The organism is Jonquetella sp. BV3C21 (assembly GCF_000468895.1).
Classification (GTDB): domain Bacteria; phylum Synergistota; class Synergistia; order Synergistales; family Dethiosulfovibrionaceae; genus Jonquetella; species Jonquetella anthropi.
Map to the genome: position 1 here is coordinate 1 of NZ_AWWC01000018.1, position 14020 is coordinate 14020.

The 14020-nt window shown below is 64.3% G+C and carries 16 protein-coding genes; 4 read left to right on the forward strand and 12 right to left on the reverse strand.

All coding sequences use genetic code 11. From position 1 onward, the window contains the following. Positions 1-51: 51 nt before the first annotated feature. The gene (locus HMPREF1249_RS04140) at positions 52-1434 is read right to left on the reverse strand and encodes an NAD(P)/FAD-dependent oxidoreductase (RefSeq protein WP_008520270.1); all 1383 of its coding nucleotides are present in this window, start codon (positions 1432-1434) and stop codon (positions 52-54) included. 137 nt (positions 1435-1571) lie between these two features. Here HMPREF1249_RS04140 and thiD point away from each other — a divergent pair, with 137 nt between their 5' ends. The 4 genes from thiD to HMPREF1249_RS04160 all read left to right on the forward strand — a co-directional run bounded on the left by thiD (position 1572) and on the right by HMPREF1249_RS04160 (position 5090). Then, positions 1572-2324 carry a bifunctional hydroxymethylpyrimidine kinase/phosphomethylpyrimidine kinase gene (thiD, locus tag HMPREF1249_RS04145; RefSeq protein ID WP_008522549.1) on the forward strand — a complete coding sequence of 251 codons (753 nt, stop codon included), beginning with the start codon at positions 1572-1574 and terminating at the stop codon, positions 2322-2324. A gap of 166 nt (positions 2325-2490) precedes the next feature. Further along, positions 2491-3261: an acyl-CoA dehydratase activase gene (locus HMPREF1249_RS04150; protein ID WP_008522551.1), complete on the forward strand. Its 771-nt coding sequence runs from the start codon at positions 2491-2493 to the stop codon at positions 3259-3261. Further along, on the forward strand, positions 3258-4409 hold the full coding sequence (locus tag HMPREF1249_RS04155) for a double-cubane-cluster-containing anaerobic reductase (RefSeq protein ID WP_021775893.1): 1152 nt from the start codon (positions 3258-3260) through the stop codon (positions 4407-4409). The genes HMPREF1249_RS04150 and HMPREF1249_RS04155 overlap by 4 nt, the downstream gene beginning before the upstream one ends. 90 nt (positions 4410-4499) lie before the next feature. Then, positions 4500-5090, forward strand: a complete 591-nt coding sequence (locus HMPREF1249_RS04160) for an HdeD family acid-resistance protein (RefSeq protein WP_231366876.1) — start codon at positions 4500-4502, stop codon at positions 5088-5090. Positions 5091-5164: 74 nt separating this feature from the next. Here HMPREF1249_RS04160 and guaB read toward each other — a convergent pair whose 3' ends face one another. From guaB to HMPREF1249_RS04215, 11 genes are read right to left on the reverse strand one after another with little or no spacing between them, the layout of a single operon-like run. Then, entirely contained in the window at positions 5165-6640 is a 1476-nt protein-coding gene (guaB, locus tag HMPREF1249_RS04165; RefSeq protein WP_021775884.1) for an IMP dehydrogenase, read from the reverse strand. Between the two features lie 31 nt (positions 6641-6671). Then, on the reverse strand, positions 6672-7826 hold the full coding sequence (gene ispF, locus HMPREF1249_RS04170; RefSeq protein ID WP_008520279.1) for a 2-C-methyl-D-erythritol 2,4-cyclodiphosphate synthase: 1155 nt from the start codon (positions 7824-7826) through the stop codon (positions 6672-6674). A gap of 3 nt (positions 7827-7829) precedes the next feature. After that, the gene (gene recR / locus HMPREF1249_RS04175; protein ID WP_008522554.1) at positions 7830-8438 is read right to left on the reverse strand and encodes a recombination mediator RecR; all 609 of its coding nucleotides are present in this window, start codon (positions 8436-8438) and stop codon (positions 7830-7832) included. An 8-nt stretch (positions 8439-8446) separates the two neighbouring features. After that, positions 8447-8773 carry a YbaB/EbfC family nucleoid-associated protein gene (locus HMPREF1249_RS04180; protein ID WP_008520281.1) on the reverse strand — a complete coding sequence of 109 codons (327 nt, stop codon included), beginning with the start codon at positions 8771-8773 and terminating at the stop codon, positions 8447-8449. 17 nt (positions 8774-8790) lie between these two features. After that, positions 8791-9261, reverse strand: coding sequence for a 23S rRNA (pseudouridine(1915)-N(3))-methyltransferase RlmH (locus HMPREF1249_RS04185; protein ID WP_021775883.1), 471 nt, complete (start codon positions 9259-9261; stop codon positions 8791-8793). Next, the gene (locus tag HMPREF1249_RS04190; protein ID WP_008520283.1) at positions 9258-9722 is read right to left on the reverse strand and encodes a hypothetical protein; all 465 of its coding nucleotides are present in this window, start codon (positions 9720-9722) and stop codon (positions 9258-9260) included. The genes HMPREF1249_RS04185 and HMPREF1249_RS04190 overlap by 4 nt, the downstream gene beginning before the upstream one ends. Beyond that, a complete protein-coding gene (locus HMPREF1249_RS04195; RefSeq protein WP_008520284.1) occupies positions 9719-10939 on the reverse strand; it encodes an ATP synthase F1 subunit alpha in 1221 nt (406 codons plus the stop codon). Before HMPREF1249_RS04195 ends, HMPREF1249_RS04190 begins: the two co-directional genes overlap by 4 nt. Continuing rightward, a complete protein-coding gene (locus tag HMPREF1249_RS04200; RefSeq protein WP_008522559.1) occupies positions 10936-12225 on the reverse strand; it encodes a type III secretion protein in 1290 nt (429 codons plus the stop codon). Before HMPREF1249_RS04200 ends, HMPREF1249_RS04195 begins: the two co-directional genes overlap by 4 nt. After that, a complete protein-coding gene (locus HMPREF1249_RS04205; protein ID WP_008522560.1) occupies positions 12200-12487 on the reverse strand; it encodes a hypothetical protein in 288 nt (95 codons plus the stop codon). Before HMPREF1249_RS04205 ends, HMPREF1249_RS04200 begins: the two co-directional genes overlap by 26 nt. Beyond that, complete coding sequence (locus tag HMPREF1249_RS04210) at positions 12484-13509, reverse strand: hypothetical protein (protein ID WP_231366877.1); 1026 nt, start codon at positions 13507-13509, stop codon at positions 12484-12486. Before HMPREF1249_RS04210 ends, HMPREF1249_RS04205 begins: the two co-directional genes overlap by 4 nt. Further along, the gene (locus HMPREF1249_RS04215) at positions 13433-14020 is read right to left on the reverse strand and encodes a hypothetical protein (protein ID WP_008520288.1); all 588 of its coding nucleotides are present in this window, start codon (positions 14018-14020) and stop codon (positions 13433-13435) included. Before HMPREF1249_RS04215 ends, HMPREF1249_RS04210 begins: the two co-directional genes overlap by 77 nt.

The window sequence follows — 14020 nt, forward strand, 5'->3', positions numbered from 1 at the left end:
AGACCAACTGGGCCGGAGCTTTTGCGTTCAGTATCAGTAAGCTGGAAGGCGCTACAGCCGTTCGCAGACCGAGTGGGCGGCCACTAAGCCGCTGGCGGCCGCCTGAATGATTCCCCGGCTGACGCCAGCCCCGTCGCCGACCATGTAAAGCCCGCGGACGGACGGCACCTCAAGGGTAGTGTTCAGCTGGACGCGGAGCGAGTACAGCTTGATCTCCACGCCGTAGAGAAGCGTGTCGTTCTGGTTGACGCCCGGCATGATGGCGTTGAGTGCGTCGAGGAACTCGACGATTGACGTCATGTGCCGGTGCGGCAGGACGAGGCTCAGGTCGCCCGGCTCGGCCGGGCCGGTCTGTTCCACCATGCCCCGGGCGATTCGGTCCGGCGTGGAGCGCCGGCCGTCCCGCAGGTCGCCGAGACGCTGAACGAGGATCCCGCCGCCGGCCAGCATGTTGGCCAGCCGGGCGATATGGGTCGCGTAGCCGATCGGGTCGCCGAACGGCTGGGTGAAGTTCTTCGTCACCAGAATGGAGAAGTTGGTGTTGTTCGACTTGGTGTTCTTGAGGCTGTGGCCGTTGACGGTCACCAGCTTGTGGGCCTTGTTGAACTCGCTGACCACGAACCCCGATGGGTTCATGCAGAAGGTGCGCACCCGGTCGTCGAACGTGGGGGTGTTGTACAGGCATTTGACCTCGTAGAAGTCTCGAGTCAGGTCCTGGCAGACGCTGTCTGGGACTTCCACTCGGACGCCCACGTCGACCGGCATGGAGGCGATGGGCAGTTCAAGCCGCCGGATCACCGTTTCCAGCCAGCTGGCTCCGTCCCGGCCCGGCGCGGCGATGACCGTTTTGCTCTCGATCCGCTCGCCCTTGGCCGTCACGACGCCCTTGGCCTGTCCGTCCTCGATGATCACGTCGGAGACGAACGTGTCCATACGAATGTCGCACAGCGCTTTGAGGTGGTGATACATGGCGTCCAGTACTTCCCGGCTGGCGTCCGTGCCGATGTGGCGGATCTTGGCCGGGAGGACTTTGATCCCCACGGCGGCGGCCCGGTGAATGGTGTCCCGCACGGCCTGTCCCGACGGCTCGTAGAATTTTGGGTCGGCGCCGAAGTGGACGAACGTGCTGTCGACCCGTTCGATCAGCTCGGCCACGCTTGCCCGGCCGATGTACTCTTCCAAGTTGCCGCCGTACCCGGTGGTGATGGTGAGCTTGCCGTCGGAAGCGCTTCCGGCGCCGCCCCACCCGGAGACGATGGCGCAGCTGGGACAGTTCACGCAGCTGGAAACCTTGCCTTCGAGTATTGGGCACTTGCGCTGCTTGATGAGCCGTCCTTTATCAATGATGAGAACGCGCTTGCCCTGTTCGGTGAGGCTGAGCGCGGCAAAAACGCCGGCAGGTCCGGCGCCGACAATCACCGCATCGTAAATCATCCTGTTCCCCCTCTTGGCTGTTTCACGGCGATCGGGGCTCTGCCCCGAAGGTCCTACTCATTATAACAGAGCGCCGGGGCGCCGAGCCGGGTATAATGTCAGTGCGGCGCGATGATGCCGTGAAAAGGAGGACTGTCATGAAAGACTATCGGGGAACCGCGCTCTTCGTGGGAGCGCTCGCTTCTTCGGGCGACGGACTGATCACCGCCCTGCGGACTTTTGAGGCGCTTGGCGTCCGCGGCCTGGGCGCCGCGACGACCGTGCTGGCTTCGGGCCGCGACGGGGCTATTCGTCATGAGCTGCCGGCGGAGTGCGTGGCCGCTCAAATACAGGAAATTACAGCCGGGGCGGTCGGCTCGGTGATGGTCGGGACGGTGGACCGGGAAAACATCGTCGAGCCTTTGGCCGCCGCGCTAAGGGAGATCCCGAACGCGAAATTGGTGCTTGACCCGTTCCGAATGCTCCAGTCAGGCGTCCCGGACTCGGATAAGTCGACCCTTGAAGTGGTTAAAGGCGGCCTGCTGCCGCTGGCGACCGTGGCGGTGTTCAACTCGCCGGAGGCAAGCCTCGTGAGCGGCCTTCCGATCGAAACGGAGGACGCCCTGCAGGAGGCGGCCCGGTGCATCGCCGATATGGGCCCCGTGTCGGTGCTGGTGACTGGCGGCCGGCTTGACGGCCAAACCGTGACCGACGTGCTGTGGCACGCCGGTCAGGCGAAAGTTTGGCACGGTCCAAGGCTTGACTCGCCGCGCCCGGTCGGCTTGGGCGATATCCTGAGCGCCGCCGTCGCGGCCGAACTGGCCGCTGGAAGCTCTATAGAAAACGCTGTCGATGCGGCGCTGGCCTTTGTCCGCGCTCAGCTCGGCGGGGACGTTTCAGAGGTCAAATAGCGTATAGTTTAACGATACGGCAGGGCCGAGAGCGCAAGCGATTGCGCTCTCGGCCCTGCTTTTTATCAGTAGGCCAGCTAGCTTGACTGACGCGGCGGCGGGGAATAAAATTTTAAAGAAATTATCATTTTCATTCTGAATAAGAATGAAAAGAGGGGGAGAAGCCGTGCCGTTAGTTTTAGGGGTTGATATTGGTTCGGTGGGCGCCAAGGCGGCACTGTTTGACGGTCAGATTCTGGGAACCGACCTGATTCCGACGGGGTGGAGCCCCGGCGAGTCTGGCCGCCAGCTGACCCAGCGGCTTCTGACGTCGTGCGGCGTCGAGACCGGGCAGCTGACGGGCATTGTGGCTACCGGGTACGGGCGTAAAACGTTCCTTGACGCGACCCGCAAGGTGACCGAGATCACCTGTCACGCTCGGGGGGCGCGCTTTCTCTCCCCTGACGTTCGGACGGTAATCGACATCGGCGGGCAGGACAGCAAGGTCATCGCGATGGACGCGTCGGGAGTGGTGAGCGACTTCGCGATGAACGACCGCTGCGCGGCCGGAACGGGCCGGTTTATTCAGATGGCCGCCGCCGCGCTGGGGTTCCAGATGGACGAGTTCCTCAACATTCCACTTCAGGGGGAGGAACTGCCCATTTCGAGCATGTGCGCCGTGTTCGCCGAAACCGAGCTGGTGAACCACCTGGCCCAAGGGGCTAACCGGGAGTCCTTGGCGAGGGGAATTTTCAGGTCCATATCGACCCGGGTAGCGGGAATGCTGGGCCGTCTGGGTTGGCAGCCGCCGATTTTCTTCTCCGGCGGGCTGGCCCGGTCGGAAGCGCTTCGAGTCATGCTGTCACAGGTTCTTCAGTGCGACGTGGCGGTGGACTCTCGGTCTCAGTTCGCAGGCGCCATAGGGGCGGCGCTGATTGGTTGGGAGGGGAAGGCATGAGGTCGATCAGTCAAGTTGTGGCGGAAATGAGAGAGCACGCCAAAGGCGGCGTGATTCAGGTGAAGGAGTTCAAAGAATCGGGCGGCATCGTGGTGGGGTGCTACTGCACCTATATGCCGTGGGAGATCGTCAACGCGTCTGGCGCGGTTTCGGTCAGCCTGTGCTCGAAGAACGACGCGGCGATCCCGGCGGCGGAAGAGCACCTGCCGAGAAACCTGTGCCCGCTGATTAAGGCCAGTTACGGACACGCGCTTCGGGGAAGCTGCCCGTACTTCCATTTCTGCGACGTGGTGGTCGGAGAGACGACCTGCGACGGCAAGCGGAAGATGTACGAGCTGATGCAGGGCATAAAAAAGGTGTACATGATCGACCTGCCGCATCAGGCCGACCGGCCGCAGGACTTTGAACTCCTTCGGAGGGAGTACGAGGCGTTTCGGAAGTTCATCGGCGAGCTGACCGGCAAGCCGATAACCGACGACGCCCTTCGGGCGTCGATCGCGCTGCGCAACCGGGAGCGCCGGGCGCTCCGCGAGATGTGGAACCTGTCAACGTGCGACGACCCGGCTCTGACCGGCCGGGAAGTTCAGGAGTTCGGCGACTACATGCAGACCCACTTCCACAAGGAAGATGCGGTGAACTGGCTGGAGAACTGCGTCAAGGAGATTCAGACCGCTTGGGAAAACGGCGACCGGCGGGGCTTGACCGGCCCGAGGGTTCTCGTCACCGGCTGTCCGATTGGCGGGGCCATGAAGGTCGTCGACGCCATTGAGGCGGCCGGCGGCGTGGTCGTCTGCTACGAGAACTGCGGCGGCGAGAAGGAACTGGGCTATCTGGTCGACGAGACCGGCGATCCGATGGACGCGATCACCCGCAAGTACCTTTCCATCGGCTGTTCCATCATGAGCCCGAACTGCAATCGAATGGACGCCCTCAAGTACCTGATGGACCGGTACCGGGTCGCGGGGGTCGTGGACGTGACGCTCACGTCGTGCCATACCTACGCGGTGGAGACGTGGTCTGTCCGTCAGGTCGTCCAGTCGTCCGGTCGGGGCTATCTGGCCGTCGAGACCGACTACTCGGCCAGCGACAAGGAGCAGCTTTCCACCCGTCTGGGCGCGTTTGTGGAGATGCTGGAGTCGGCCAGCTGAGAGGCGGCTGGCGGCCAACAGGGCGGCGGGACTTTTGCGGGCTTTCCTCTTGTGCCGGAGCTGAACCGGTGATACGCTGACCCCGCGGAGGTGAGACCGTTGCTGTTGGAAAAACTCGACGTAACAACTGAGTCGGTGAAGGCCCTGCAGAGACAGGCGTTCTTCGTCGGCAGCCTGATGGTGTTTCTCGGCTGTGCCGTTTGGATCGTGTCGCTCGTCTTTTCCGTGGCGTTTCAGCGGGTGGCCGGCGTTGCCGTCCTGTTGGCGGCGGGAGCCGAGTTTGCCCTGTCGTTTCGGAGCGTCGGCACGGCGCGGAGCGTTGGCCGAATTTTCGCCGCAGTTCTGACCGTTTTGGGGGCCATCATGGTCTTTCTGCCCGAGGCGGGCGCGGCGACGCTGAGCGTCCTGATCGCGCTCTATTTCATCGCCGACGGGGTCATGAGGCTCGTCAGCTGGTGGCGGGTGAAGGCCGTTCCCGGCGCGTGGGGCCTGTTGGTCGGAGGGATCATCTCGGCCGTCTTGGCAGTTATTATCCTGTCCAACTGGCTCGGAGCCCGGACGGGAAACGTGCCTCGCGTGCTTCTCGGGGCCATGCTGGTTATTTCCGGCCTGTTGACGATTCGCCTGGCGCTGGGCTGCACGTCCTACGTGGAGCGGCGGGCGTCGGAGCAGAAGAGCTGACGGCGGTTGAAGCCGAAAAGAAAATTAAGGCGTTAAAAAGGCCTCCCGTTCTCTGCGAACGGGAGGCCTTGTTTTTATTCGACCCAGTAGTTGGGAGCTTCCTTGGTGACGACCACGTCGTGAGGGTGGTTCTCCTTCACCGAAGCGGCGGTAATCTGGACGAACCGGGCTTTTTTCCTGAGAGTCTCAAGGTCGGGGCTTCCTAAATACCCCATGCCAGCCCGAAGGCCGCCGACCAGCTGATAGATGACGTCGCCAGCCGAGCCCTTGTAGGCCGCCAGCCCTTCAATGCCCTCGGGGACGAGCTTGTTGTCCTTGGAGTTCTCCTGGAAGTACCGGTCCTTGCACGAGCCGCCCTTCATGGCGCCAAGCGAGCCCATGCCCCGATAGGTCTTATACGACCGGCCGCGGTAGATGATGACTTCGCCGGGGCTTTCTTCCGTTCCGGCCAGCAGCGAGCCGATCATCACGCAGTGAGCGCCGGCGGCCAGAGCCTTAACCATGTCGCCGGAGTAGCGAATGCCGCCGTCGGCGATGATCTTGCGGCCCGAGTTCCCTAGGGCGGAGGCCACGTTCAAGACCGCCGCGAGCTGGGGCACGCCGATACCCGCCACGATTCGGGTGGTGCAGATGGAGCCGGGGCCGACCCCGACTTTTACCGCGTCGGCGCCGTGCTCGATCAGGGCCTGAGCCGCGCCAGCCGTGGCGATGTTGCCGCCGATGACCTGAAGGTCCGGGTGACGGCGCTTGATGGCGCTGACCGTGTCCAGAACTTTTTTGGAGTGGCCGTGCGCCGTGTCGACCACAATTAGGTCGACGTGGGCGCTCACCAGCGCGTCAACCCGCTCCATGACGTCGGCTCCCACGCCGACGCAGGCGCCGCAGCGCAGCCGGCCTGAAGAGTCCTTGGCCGCGTTGGGGAAGTCCTTGACTTTCTGCAGGTCCTTGATGGTGATGAGCCCTTTGAGCTTGCCGTTCTTGTCCACCAGCGGCAGCTTTTCAACCTTGACGTGCCGCAGGATTTCCTCCGCGTCGGCCAGCGTGGTTCCTTCGGGAGCGGTGATGAGCCCCTCTTTCGTCATGACGGCGCTGATCGGCTGGACGAAGTCGTCGATGAACCGCAGATCCCGGTTCGTGATGATGCCGACCAGTTTCATGTTGTGGTCCACCACCGGCACGCCGGAAATGTGGTAGTGGCTCATCAGGTCGAGGGCGTCCTGAACCGGGTTTTCCGGGTGCAGGTAGAACGGGTCCGTGATGACGCCCGCCTCGGACCGCTTGACCTTGTCCACCTCTCTGGCCTGGTCGTCGATGGACAGGTTCCTGTGGACGATGCCGATTCCGCCTTCCCGAGCGATCGCGATGGCCAGCCGGCCTTCCGTCACCGTGTCCATGGCGGCGCTGCAGATGGGGATATTGATTTTGATTTCCGGCGTGATCCACGAGTCAACGGCCACTTGGGCCGGCAGAACCTCGCTGTACTGCGGCTCGAGCAGCACGTCGTCGAAAGTGAAACCCTGATACGGCGCGAAGTGTTCCTGGATGTTCATAGGGGCTCCTCCTCCCGGGTAATTGTTAGCATTATAGCGGTCTGGCGGGCAAACGCAACCCCGACCGAGCGACGGTTGCCGCCGCCCATGCGGCCATCGCCTGGGCTTCGCCGACCGGGCCGACCGATTCGCCCGACTTGAAGGTCACCGAGATTTTTCCGTCGCCAAGGACCTTTTCGAGGGCCTGACGGATCGCCGGGCCGTAAGGAGCCAGTTTGGGCACTTGAGCCGTCACGACCAGCGAGACGAATTGAACCGACCAGCCGGCCTGCTCCGCGCGGCTCACCGCGTCGGCCAAGAGGTCCATGCTTCGGCAGCCCGCGTACTGCTCGTCAGACGACGGGTAAAGGGTGCCGATGTCGGGAAGTCCCGCGGCCGACAGCACCGCGTCGGCGGCCACGTGGCTGATGATGTCCGCGTCCGAATGGCCGGCAAGCCCCAGCGGGGACGGTACAGTCACGCCGGCCAAGACGAGGGGACGGTCCGGCGTCAGGGGGTGCACGTCATAGCCGATGCCGGTTCGGATTTCCGGCCCGGCAAGCCGGCAGGCCAGCTCCCAGTCGCCCGGGCGGGTGATTTTGGCGTTTTTTTCTTCGCCGTCCACGGCGGCCAGCTCTTTTCCGGCTTCAAGCCACGCTTGGGCCTCGTCGGTCAGCCCGGCTGCGTCGGCTCGGCCCGTGAGGGCGCGCAGCAGTTCGTCCCGGGGAAAGACCTGAGGCGTTTGGGTGAGAAACAGCCCCTCCCGGCTCACCGGCTCCCAGCCGGAGCCGGCCCGCCGCTTGAGCGAGTCGGGAACCGGCAGTACCGGGACGGCGGCTCGGCCGTTTCCCGCCGCCTCGACCAGCTTCTCCCACAGGTCCGGCGACGCGAAGGGCCGGGCCGCGTCGTGCAGGGCGATCAGCTCGCCTCGTGCCGCCTGAAGGGCCTTGAGGGCTGATTCCCCCCGGCTCGTTCCGCCGGCGATGAGTCGGGCGTCCGGCGCCAGTTTTTCGGCAGTTTGAAAGGCCTCTTCGGCGTCGGGCGGCAGGACGAGGAGAATTTCAGCGTCGAATTTGGCGCAGACGGCTCTGGCCGTCTCGTAGCTGTAGTGCCAGAGCGGTCGGCCTGCCAGAAGCCTGAACTGTTTGGGCACCCCGCCGAGGCGGGATCCAGACCCAGCGGCCAGAATGGCCGCAGTGAGGCGCATCGGCTAGTCTCCCGTCACGGGCCGTCGGCTTTCAAGGGCGGCGTGAAGGGTGACCCGGTCGGCGAACTCGATGCTGCCGCCGACGGGCAGGCCGTAGGCCAGCCGGCTTTTCGTCACCGGCAGGTCAGCCAAGGCGTCCAGTAGGGCGTAGAAGGTCATGTCTCCTTCCACCCGCGGGTTTGTGGCGATGATGATTTCCTCGATCGGTTCCTGAGCGATTAAGGCCCTGAGGCGCTCGATCACGTCCGGCGGAATGTTCTCCCGGTCGTCCATCGGCGAGACGGACGTGGCTAGGTTGAAGTACAGGCCGTTGAAGAGCCCGGAAAGCTCAATGCTCGTCAGGTCTTCCAGCGACTCGACGACGCAGAGCAGATGGCGGTTTCTCATCGGGTCGGAGCAGATCGGGCAGGGCTGGGTCACCGTCAGGTTGCCGCACCGGCTGCAGGTGGCGACATCGCGTTTCAGTGCGTTTAAGGCGTCGGCCATATCTTTGGCGTAAGACTGAGGCTGCTGAAGTACAAAAAAAGCCATGCGTCGGGCGCTTTTGGCCCCGACGCCTGGCAGTTCCTTAAACAGGGATATGAGCCGCTCAAGAGGTTCTGGAAGTGTCACGTTGTGCCTCAGAACGGCAGGTTCATGCCGCCGGTGAGCCTGCCCATCCGGCTCTGCATAAGCTCTTTCGCCTTTCGGCTTGCCTCGCTCACCGCCGCTAGGACTAAGTCTTCCAGCACGTCAACCTCGCTGGGGTTGACGACTTCCGGGGAGATCTTGACGCCCAGCAGGTCGCCCTGACCGTTGACCGTCGCGGTAACCATGCCGCCGCCGGCGGTACCTTCGACCTTCTCGTTCGCCAAGTCGGCCTGAATCTTCTGCATTTCCTGCTGCATTTTCTGCGCCTGCTTGATCATCGAGCTCATGTTGCCCATATTGCTGCCGCCAAACTTCATACGGGTCACTCCTTCAATTATGGATGATGATACCCTGTTCCGGCCCGAATCGACGCGGCTCGGTAAAGCTGTTCTGCCAAAACGAGAAGGGCCAGTTCGTGTGGAAACGTGAGAGACGAGAGGGACCAAAGGGAACTGGCCCGCTCCTTGACTTGGGGCGATATGCCCCACGGACCGCCGATCAGCAGGACGAGCCGGCCAGGCGACGAGTCCAATTGGGAGAACAGCTCTTTGGAAAACGCCTCGCTGGTGAAGGTTCGCCCCCGTTCGTCCAGGACGATCAGCTGGTCCCGGTCACCGAGAAGCTTTAAAATTTCAGCGCCCTCGGCTTCCATTCGCCGGAGCCGGTCCAGCTTGCCGAGCCGGCCGTCGGGGATCAACGTCAGCGACGCGGCCATGAAGGGCCGGAGCCGCTCAAGGTACGACGCGACGCCTTGGAGGATAAACGCTTCTTTCGGGCGTCCCACCGCCGCGACGAGCAGCTTCATCTCGTCCGCCGCCGCAGGCGAAGCGGCACTTCGTCCCAGAAGGGGCCCGATGAAGCGGGCTTTGGCATGGGGGCGTTCTTCAGCCGAAGGCGAAGCCGCTCTTCCTCGTCTCGGGCGGCGTCCAAGGCGGCCGCCGCGTCGAGGTACCGGCCGAGCGCTTCTTTTTGGAGCTTGAGCGCCCCCAGTGCCCTCTGTGCCTGAGGGGACGACAAAAGCGACAGGCTGCCGGCCGATTGGCCGCCGTCGGACGGTCCGTCAAGCGGCGGCAGGTCGGCCCGAAGCTCCTCGACCGCCGCGCTCCCTTCGTAAAGCCGGAGAGTCTCCAACTGGGAAGCGGTGGAAAACAGCCGCTCGGCAAGGAGAAGACGGGCGTCATCCGCCTCTCGCTGAGCCGCCCGACGCCGGGCAGCAGCCCGGCTGAGCCGAAGGGCGCAGACGGACGGCTGGGTCTCTTGCGTCACGGCTTGTCACCGTCCCTTCTGGCCCGGACTGACGAGAGCCGGTCCCGCAGGAGAGGACGCGGGATCTTCCTCAGTCGCTCTTCGTCGACCCAGCTCAGGACCTCCCACGCCAGAGAGACCGGCGTGCGGCCTTCTGGAGCGTGACGCAGGGCGAGAAAGGCGTTCAGCTTGGACTGGAAGGACGCCAAGTCCGGCGGCACCTCGTCGCCCCAGCGGCGAAGCGAGCTGATTTCGGCTGACAGGGCTTTGAACTGGCGTCGGAGCCACGCGGCTTCCGTCCGCTGAGGGGTGTCCCGCCAGTGGCTCGTTTCGCCGTCCAATCCGACGGTTTCGGACCGGGTGATGTGAACGGCCAAGTCGAAGTAGGCGCGAAGTCCCCAGAGCGGCGACGGGCTGCCCCGATCGGCCCAGTCGGACAGCAGGGCGACGACGGTCAGCCTGTTGCGCCACTGGTAGGCCATGTCGAGGATTTGGCAGACCATGCCGTGAAACGAGTTCAGCGCCCCGCGGACGCTGCGGACGGCGCCGCGAAGAAGCAATTTTTCTTGGTACAGGTCGAACCAAGCGTCCAAGTCGCGGATGATCAGGCAGACCGGCTGGCCGGACTGAGCCAGCTCGACGGCCCGCACCGCGCCGGCCCGAAGGGGCGCCAGACTTCGAAACGCCGTGGCGTCGCACGGCGCGGCGAACAGGTTGTTCTCGTCGAGGCCCAAGTCGTCCCAGGACCCACGGATTTCCGCCAGAGCGGAGCGGGGCGTCCCGATCGCCACGTACAGGGGCGTCTGGCCGTCCGATGTCGCGTCGTACAGCAGCCGGGAGGCAGTCCAAAGTCCGGCTTCCTGCGTGGGCGCGGTTAAAAGGATTCGGTCGCCTCGGTACAGCGGAAACAGCGCGTCAAGGGCCGGCACGCCGGTGGAAAACGGGACGAGCGTCCGTTCAGCCTGATCGACTAAAACGGGCAGCTTGCTCGGAAGGTCCGGCTCGTCGGCGCCAAGCCAGACGGTTAAGTCATCGGGTGACATGCCGGGGAAGGCGTCGTCCAAGCGGACGCGGGTCTGTCGGCCGTGAAGGGCCGTGACCCGACCGATGAACTGCTCGCCCCGCCCGTTGACGACAGTGACCAGATCGTTCAGGTGGGCCGAGCGAAGCCCGTCCACCCAGAGGACGGTGCCTTCCAGCCGGGATATTCGGCGGGAGCCGACGCGCGAAAGGCTCACGGCAGATCTCCTTTCCGGCCGCAGCTGTTCAGCCAGTTTCGAATCGCCAAGCGAGAGGCTTCCGGCCCGTCGAGGGACTCAAAGCCCAACCGCTGGGCCCGAGCGGGAAAGTCGCCCGGCAGGGCGTCAGGCGTTTCGCAGAGGTAAAGAATTTTGTCGTGGTCGCACGGACGCCACGGTGTCGCCGGGACGTCGTCGATCTCGCCGGGGCCGAGAGAGAGGTACAGGCCGTCGAGCAGCTCGGCCAAGCGAAGCGCGGCTGCCCGGCCGGCGTCATCGTACCCATCGGCAGCCTCTTCGAGAGCCTTTCGGCTTTGAAGGGCCAAGGCGGCGCGTCCCCAGCCGTCATACGTGGGGCGCAGCCGTTCCTGCCGGTTTTCCAGCACGATTCCCTGATCGGTCAAAAGCTCGACGAGCCGGCCGTACGGGTGTTCGGTGAGCCGTGGCGACGTTCGGTCGACGGTCCAGCCAGCCAGCAAGGAGACGGACGTCTCTATGCCCCGGGCCGGCATGTCCAACAGTCGGGCCACGCCGATTCGGCACAGGGGAGAGAAGCCGGAAGCCAGCAGGTCCTGCCCGCTTTCTTCGCTCCACTCCCGGCCCGTTTCAATCCACCGCCGCAGGTCGTCGAACAATATCAGGCCGTGCCCTTGGGGCGCGGCTTGGCAGACTTTCTTCAGGCACTGGGGGATGAGCTGGCTCAGAGCCGGGCGGCTCCAGAGGGGCGACCAGATGAAAATGGTCTTTTCAACAGTTCCGGCATCAACCGCGCCGTCGATGAGCCTGTTCAGCTCCCGCAGGCCGCCCTGACAGACGACCGCCGCCCAGTCAGCAGTCTGCCGCCTGAGTGCCTCGGCCATCAGCTTGGCGATACCGACCGAGCCGTCGCCGGCTATGACGAGTGACGAGCCGCGGGGCACTTCAAAGGCGGTTTCGAGCCGTCCCAGTCCCCAAAAACTTCTGGTGTGAGTTCCTAAAATCGGGTTCCTGCCCCTGGGGCCGTCGTGCAGAACCCGGCCCAGCGGGTCGATCACCGATCCCCAGCGGAGAGAATCCATGTCGGGCAGGTGATCGGAACCGAGAAATCGGAGAAGCTGTCCCACGACGAGCCGTTCGGGCGGGTCGAGGGAGCGGAGGACGACCGCCCCTTGGCGCACCGACGTCACGAGGCCGACCCACTCCCCGTCGTCTGAAACCGCCAGCTCGCCGGAGCAGAGAGGAACGTCAATCGACGCCCGAACCTCGTCCTCGCAGATCCACTCAACTCGGGCCAGCGGCGTTTTCATCTCCCGTTCCTCCTTTAGGCGGCGACGGCGGCGGAATTTCCACCCACCGGGCCCGGCTTTTTTTGACGAGCTCCCGACGCCGGTCCGGAGACAGTCGGCTCAAGAGTCCCTGTTGGTATAAAACGAGGTCGCCTTCGTCGAACGGCGGCCAGGCGACTTCAGCTGACGCGAGGCCTTCGGCGCTGAGGGCCATCCTCCACGTGACCTCAAAGGGCCAGAGGGACAGAAAGGACATGTCCCCGGCCAGAAGGATTCGGCTCATCGTTCGGCTCCAGCCAGCTGGCGGATCCGCGACGACAGCCGCTCGTACTCGAGAAACTGCCGGGCGGCGTAGGAAGCCATCAGCCCGGCTCCGAGCGGGTCGGATCGGTTCAGCCGGGTCATTCGGCCTAGAAGGTCCCGCTCCATGTCCTGAGCGGTGTGCCGGTGTTCCGGCGACCTGAGAGAGCGCCAGACCGTGCCGGCGAACAGAGCCCGCTCCGTCTTGGCTGACGCTAAAACGTCAGGGCGCAGCTCGCCGTGGACCGATAAAAAAGGAACGTCAGCGTTTCCCTGCTGGCGCATGGCCCAGATTCGGTAGTTCCAAGCGTCGGTGTACTGCTCGATGAACGGCCGCAGCGTCCGGCCGGAAAGGCCGGACTCGTCCAGCCAGTGAAAAGCCAGAGCCAGCAGGCCGTCGGCCCATGCCATTTCCCCGTCGAGGCGGCCCTGAGACAGAGCCCGATCGACGGACAAAAGCAGCAGCGGCGCGTGAGGCGAGGCGTGTTCGTTGCAGATCGTCTCAACTCGTCCCATATCCGCGCAGTCAGCCCAGAGACGGTGCCAAAACGCCTGATCCAAAACGCCGAAGCACGGGCGCTGGCGCGGCGGCGTGGGGTGACGGAATGCCAAGTTGCGCAGGAAGGCGAGGCCTAACGGAAGGTCTGACAAAACGCCGAGAAGACAGGCGGCCAGAGCGGTTTCTCCTAAGCTGAGACGAACGAGGTCTGCCAGTCGGCGGCTCGTCTCGGCCGTCAGCATCGAGTCCAGCCGGAACGAAACAGGCCCGGCAGCCAGCGAGAAGTCCCGTCGGTACGGCGGGCCGTAGGAGCTGGCCAGAATGCGTCGCTCAAACTCGCCGAGGGGGGCGCCGTCCAAGCCGTCTAGCTCGCTGGGCGTGAAGAACTCCCTCATGCGGGCGCTCAGCCGGCCGGCGACGTAGCTGAAGTTAGACGGCTGGGAGAGCTTTTTCTGGAAGGCCGCTGGCCTGGAGACGCTCCCATCGGGTACGGAACGTGCAGTCAAGGATCGTCCCTCCTTCATCGACGCAAAGAAAACCGCCCCAGCAGTCGAACGGGGCAGGCCGCACCGGCGCGCCGGTCAGACGCGCCAAAATCGAGGCTTCCGGCTCGGGAGCCTCGAAGTGGTTAATTCGGTCCACGACCAGAGAGCTTTCAGCAATCAGGCCGGACAGGACGTCCGGATAGGATTTGAGCCCGCGGATTCGGTCAAGTTCCTTTCGTACCGTCTCCTGAACCCGCGCCGCGCGAATCGACGCAACCTTGGCGGCGCCTCGGGCGTCGATGCTGCGCAGCGTCCGCTCGAACTCCTCGTCGGCCTGACGCAGGGCGGCCTGATGGCTGATCATGGCCTGATGGTAAATTTCAGCCGCTTCGTCACGGCGCGAGAGGACGAGCGCGGCGATCTTCTCGTTCCATTGGCGCTCGCTTTCGGCGAGTTCCGCGGCCAGCTCGTCGTCAAGGGCCTTTAAAAACCCCTGAGGCAGAGGCTGTGGGGACGCCTGAGTGGCCGACAC

Coding starts and splice junctions, on each gene's coding strand:
- HMPREF1249_RS04205 (WP_008522560.1), bottom strand. CDS start 12,487: ATGAGCCGAATCCTTCTGGCCGGGGACATGTCCTTTCTGTCCCTCTGG.
- HMPREF1249_RS04200 (WP_008522559.1), bottom strand. CDS start 12,225: ATGAAAACGCCGCTGGCCCGAGTTGAGTGGATCTGCGAGGACGAGGTT.
- HMPREF1249_RS04155 (WP_021775893.1), top strand. CDS start 3,258: ATGAGGTCGATCAGTCAAGTTGTGGCGGAAATGAGAGAGCACGCCAAA.
- thiD (WP_008522549.1), top strand. CDS start 1,572: ATGAAAGACTATCGGGGAACCGCGCTCTTCGTGGGAGCGCTCGCTTCT.
- guaB (WP_021775884.1), bottom strand. CDS start 6,640: ATGAACATCCAGGAACACTTCGCGCCGTATCAGGGTTTCACTTTCGAC.
- HMPREF1249_RS04140 (WP_008520270.1), bottom strand. CDS start 1,434: ATGATTTACGATGCGGTGATTGTCGGCGCCGGACCTGCCGGCGTTTTT.
- ispF (WP_008520279.1), bottom strand. CDS start 7,826: ATGCGCCTCACTGCGGCCATTCTGGCCGCTGGGTCTGGATCCCGCCTC.
- HMPREF1249_RS04180 (WP_008520281.1), bottom strand. CDS start 8,773: ATGAAGTTTGGCGGCAGCAATATGGGCAACATGAGCTCGATGATCAAG.
- HMPREF1249_RS04185 (WP_021775883.1), bottom strand. CDS start 9,261: ATGAAGCTGCTCGTCGCGGCGGTGGGACGCCCGAAAGAAGCGTTTATC.